3 protein-coding genes are annotated in these 5,427 nt (G+C 58.2%); all 3 read left to right on the forward strand.

Features of this window, described 5'->3' with window-relative positions; all coding sequences use genetic code 11:
* Positions 1–241: 241 nt before the first annotated feature.
* Positions 242–838: a hypothetical protein gene (locus tag D7X55_RS35110; RefSeq protein WP_121725331.1), complete on the forward strand. Its 597-nt coding sequence runs from the start codon at positions 242–244 to the stop codon at positions 836–838.
* Between the two features lie 11 nt (positions 839–849).
* The gene (locus D7X55_RS35115) at positions 850–4,242 is read left to right on the forward strand and encodes a serine/threonine-protein kinase (protein WP_158626471.1); all 3,393 of its coding nucleotides are present in this window, start codon (positions 850–852) and stop codon (positions 4,240–4,242) included.
* Positions 4,243–4,352: 110 nt separating this feature from the next.
* Positions 4,353–5,158 (forward strand): IS5 family transposase gene (locus D7X55_RS35120; RefSeq protein WP_121725333.1). Its coding sequence is split into 2 segments (ribosomal slippage): positions 4,353–4,698 and positions 4,698–5,158, totalling 807 coding nucleotides; the frame shifts between segments, so codons are not numbered across the junction.
* Positions 5,159–5,427: the final 269 nt, after the last annotated feature.

Below are 5,427 nucleotides of genomic sequence, written 5' to 3' on the forward strand. Positions count from 1 at the left end.
GGCCCACCCAAGCCGCAGACGCTGCCGAGTGCCGTCTGGATCAACAACCCCGCCCGGTTGGCCAACTCACTGGAGGTTGCGCAGTAATCTCACGAACTCGCTGTCTCACTCACGTTGACAGGTTCCGAGTCTGCGGCCCCCAGGAAGGTTCCGACCCTGTTGCTCCAAATCGACAAACTTCGCTTATACTGAGCAACACACAGAACGCTAGAAAACCGTTCTGGCAGAAGGGACATTGGTCGTGATCGATCTCCTCTTGAAGTTAATCGACCGGTTGATCCAGTTGAAGCAGTACAAGACGCAGCGCCTTGAGCGCGTGTTCAGGTCGATCATTGAGCCAACGTACAAGGAGCTTGCTGAGATTCACCGTGACTATCTGCAAATGTTCGAGGAACTGGGGCGTCAGTTGCCATCTCCTTTGGAGATGAATGACGAAGCTGGAAAGAGGCAACTGCTCAGAACTGCGGAACAACTCCGGCAACGGCGAATCTTGTTCGAGCCCGTCAGGGAAAAAGTGTCTGCGCTCAAGCGGGAACTCTTTGGGACTGTTGCCAACCCGAGAACACTGGGTTTCTCTGCGGAGATCGATGATGCCGTTCGAGCCATGCTGGACTATCTGCCCGACGGCGTTCCGTCGGACGGTGAGGGTTCCAGAGCGACGGCCCTGTATATGGCGATTCGCGAGAGCGCCGTCGCCATTTCGCTTCCTCAGGTCAACGCGCACGGAGCCACACTCCCGGATGTTGTAGCATTTACAGTCAACGACTGCCGCCAAAAGTGGGATGTCGTCTGTGAAAAATTTGTCCGCCTGCAAGTGATGGTTGGGACTGCAGCATGAGTCGGACTGTCATGCACGGCGACTGGACAATCGGGCATTCACTCCTTGGAGAGTTTACGCTGGAGCGCGAACTAGGCAGCGGCGCATTCGGCCGTGTCTACCTCACTCGGAACTCCGTCACGGGAGAAAGGTACGCGGTCAAGAAGGTTCATACGCCCAGCGAGCAGAATCGGCAGGCTTTCCTCGTCGAACTGCAGTCATGGGTTGATATGCCGCGACACTCCCATATCGCATCGTGCCGTTTCTTCCGCACCAACGGAGACGACGTTCTGGTCTTTGCCGAATACGTGGATGGCGGCTCGCTGCTCGACTGGATCGCTCATGGGAAATTGAGCGCAGGCGGCAAGAAGATAGCCATGGAACGAATCCTCGGCATCGCCATGCAAGCTGCCCAGGGACTTGATGCAGCACATCAACGAGGACTGGTGCACCAGGACTTCAAACCTAGCAACCTTCTTCTCACCTCCGACGGTGTGGCAAAGGTGACTGACTTCGGCCTTGCTCGGTACCAGCAACTTCCTCATGACTTCGATGTGATCCTTGATTACTTCACAGAGGGGCTTGAGGCGGGCGGATCCCACACGCCGTCGGAGTTGCGGAAAAAAGTCAAACAAGCCTTGATTGCTGCATCCGACTTTCATGTCGAAAACGCAGGCACATTCACGCGCCTATATGCATCCCCTGAGCAAATGCGCGGCCAGACCATCAATGCCCGATCCGACGTATGGAGTTGGGGCGCCACGTTGCTGCACATGTTGCTCGGCAGCGCAAGCTGGAACTCTGTGCCAGAGTTGCTATCCGAGGTGGACGCACTGAAAGCTGGTTCCATGTCCTTGGAGGCAGCGGCGCCTGGTCTGGTTAACGTGCTTCACCAAGCACTTCGCCAGGAACCAGCCGAGCGGTGGCCGTCGCTTGCACTAGCCGCTGCTGCAATGAATGATGTATTCCGCAACGCATTCGGTCGTCCCTACCTGTCGGAGGCAATGCGCGAGGACTCGGTTCCAGATAAACGCCATAACCGTCGGCTCCCCTCGGGAGGTGGCTGGAGCGATCCTCTGTTCTGGCTCATGCGTGCATATCATGCCGCAGGGCGCAATCTAGCGGACGCTGGGCCCTTCTATCCAAGACTGTCAGGCTCCCTGAAGGCTCAAGCTGTCGCGGATCTGCGTGCACTCAACGAGGCACGGGCTGTGTTTGCTGGAAAAGGAAGCCTATTAACTCCAGACGAGCGCATTCAACTGGGCTCGCTTCATGCAGAAATTGCCGCAGTCCATGAAAGTCTGGGGGACATGGCGGGCGCTTTAGATAACTATGGGCAATGCCGTGTGTTGTTGTCCACACCCACGAAAGAGGTAGATCTGGGCGTCTTGCTCGTTGCGCTCAACAACCGCGCAGTGCTCCTCCGGCGAGCGGACCGTAACGAAGAAGCAATGGCCGCGTGTCGCGAGGTCATGACTTTGTGTGAGCGGCTTCCCCGCTCGCAAAGGCTCTACAAAGTTCAAGCAGCCAGTGCACTTTTGACTCTGGGGAATGCGACGGAGGCTTTGCATGAACGACTGCGTCACTATGATGAGGCACTTGAGCTGCTCGGGGGCACGAACGAGTGGGAACTGATCGCCAAAGTACATGCATCGACTGCTGCAGTCTTCGAGGCGATGGGCAGTCGAGCACAGGCCACAGCTGCATATGAAAGCGCTGCAACTCTTCTGACTGACTTAATAAAGCAGGATGAGCAGCGCGCCGATCTGAAATATGTGTTAGTCACGATGCTGCGCAATCGCACAAGCGTAGCCCAGCAAGATCAAAAGTGGGAGATTGCGCTCCAATTCGCGGAAAAAGCGGTCAGCATGCTTGAGCCGCTCGTAAAAACAGCGGGGCACACTGAATACGCCGGAGAACTTGGGGAAATCTATTTCACATGCGCGCTCGCTCGTGAGGCTATGGGATTACCGTTTCCGGCGATCGAGGCATACAAACATGCAGCGGACCTGCTGCGTGCCGCCGTGGTGGACGAAGGGCGCACCCAATTGGCATCCAAACTGGGGGATGCTCTTCGCAACCATGCCACGATTCTGCTCAAGTTCTTCCAGACCGAGGCAGCTCTCTCGGTGTGCCAGTACGCATCCTCGCTCTGGCAGAACATCTCCCAGCACTGGCGTTCGCCTGAGGCGAAGATGGAGTTAGCGCGCGTGGAATTGTGTTTTGGCACGGCACTCGGCCAAGCGCAACGACTTCAGGCGGCTGCCGGGCGCTTTGAGACAGTCATCGCAATACTCCGCGACTTGGAGCAGGACGAGTTGTTCCCCCTATGGCCGAAAGTCATGGCCTCAGCCTTGATGGAACGAGGGATCTTGGCACGCAGATCCCAAGTACCCGCCGAAGCTGTACATCTCTATCGGGAGGCGCTGGAGGTCATAAGGCCGCTCGGCGATGACGTGGACACATTGGGCACGCGCGCACTGATCTTTCAGAACATGGCCAATGCCCTGATGGATGCAGGTGAATACGAAAATGCGGAACAGCCCCTCGAGCAGTCCACCTCAACCTGGGTTTCCCTGGCAGAAGCTGGGTATGTCAACGCCCGAGAAGAGCTGGCCCTGACGTTGCAATCGAGTGCGGGAAACGCTGCTCGCCTAGGCCTTAGCAAAGAGGTGCTCCGCCGCAGCGCTGTGGGCCTCACAATATTTCAGGAACTGATTGCACAAGGGACCCGCGACGACCTGCTGGGTTACATGGCGAGAATGCTGTGGCTGAGGGGAAGAGCACTCGTACATGAGGGAGAACCGCTTGCTGCGATTCAATCTTGCAAAGACGCTCTGAATGTCATCGCAAAAATGAGACATTCCCCTCAGCGAGAGATGCTCCAGCCACTGATTCCTGCTCTCCAAGAGAGACGCAAATCACTTGCGCAGATGGTTGAGACGGCGAGCAAGAATCCAATGGTGACAACTGCAAAGGCCGACTCCTTGGTTGAGGATGGAAAGGAGTCGGAACGAACGGGCCAAGCTCTACATGCATGCGAATTCTACAGCGAAGCTATAGGAGTCTACCGCTATCTCATGCAGGTCCTGCCGGATGCGGCTATTGCGGAGCGCCTAGCCTCCACGCAGCTTCAAAATGCTGTTGTTTCCATGTTTTCTCAACGTACTTCTGCAGCAGCAGAAGCCTTCAGCCATGCAATCCGCGGATATGACGCCTTGCTATCTCGCACCCCACGGTCTCTCTCGTTGTGGGAAGGATGGGTAAGGTCAAGGCTGGGATGGGCAATGTTCTTGAAAAATGAAGGGCAGATTGCTGCGGCGCGAGAGGCCGCTACTGTCCTCAAAACACGTCTTACTGCAGAAGCCCCTAGGGAAGTCCGCAGTCGGTATGAATCCAAAGTCGAAGAGGCACTGTGTGACTGAACCTGCAGTTGCAGCTCGACAGAGACCGCATTCCCGCCTCCACTTACAGCACCTAACGAAAGTGCGGACCGGACTGGCCAGGAGCAAGGGCCGTCTCCAGCTTGAGGAGCATGGTCCGCGAACTCGTCCCCGACGCCTTCTGGCAGCGCGTGGCGCCGCTGCTGCCTCCGCCTCGGCCCAAGAAGAAGCTGGGCCGTCCTCGTGCGGATGACCGGGCGGCGCTGGAGGCCATCGTCTTCGTGCTCCGAAGCGGCATCCCGTGGGAGATGCTGCCTCGCAAGCAGTTCGGCCTGTCGGGCATGACGGCTTGGCGCCGGCTGGAGGAATGGACCCAGGCTGGCGTGTGGGAAAAGCTCCAGGCGCAACTGCTGGATGAGTTGGGTCTGCGAGGCAAAGTGGACTTCTCTCGTGCCTCCATCGACTCCTCGTCCGTGCGGGCGTCAAAAAGGGGGCCCTCACGGGCCCAAGCCCGACGGATAGAGCGAAGGCGGGTAGCAAGCATCATCTTCTCGTAGACGCCCACGGACTGCCGCTGACCGAGTCGGTAACGGCAGCCAACGTGCACGACACGCACGAACTCTTCCCGCTCGTCGACTCCGTGCCTGCGGTGCGCGTGCCCTCGGGGCAGAGGCGGCTTCGCCCACGCAAGCTGCACGGCGACAAGGCCTATGCCTCCAGGAAGAACCGGCGAGGGCTTCGCCTGCGTGGCATCGCCGCTCGCATCGCCCGCCCAGGCGTCGAGTCCAAGGAACGGCTGGGCCGCTACCGCTGGGTCGTGGAGCGCACGCTGGCCTGGAAGAACCAGCTGCGCCGACTCCGAGTCCGCGATGAGCGCAGGGACGACGTCCACTTCGGATTCCTCGTCCTTGGCTGCTGCCTCATGCTCCTGCGCCGCCTATGCCCTGACATTTGTTAGAGGCTGTAAAAGCCGCAAGTTTCACAAGACAGCAATTTCCATACAACAGCCCTCGACTACAGAAAGTATCCGCCGAATGAGCGTCTGATTGGCCGCCTCGTGACGGCCCTGGATACAGTCTCTGCTCCGGCACTTTTGCGCGGCCCTCTCTGCCAAGGTGAGTGAGACAGTCCGTACCCAGCAGTTTAGTGTGCAGGGCGACCCAGGCAGGGACGATGAATCCGGTGGTGGAAGAGGCTCGGGTCAGGGAGACCGAGGTGGTGGAGAAG

The organism is Corallococcus sp. AB049A, from assembly GCF_003668885.1.
In the GTDB taxonomy this organism is placed as follows: domain Bacteria; phylum Myxococcota; class Myxococcia; order Myxococcales; family Myxococcaceae; genus Corallococcus; species Corallococcus interemptor.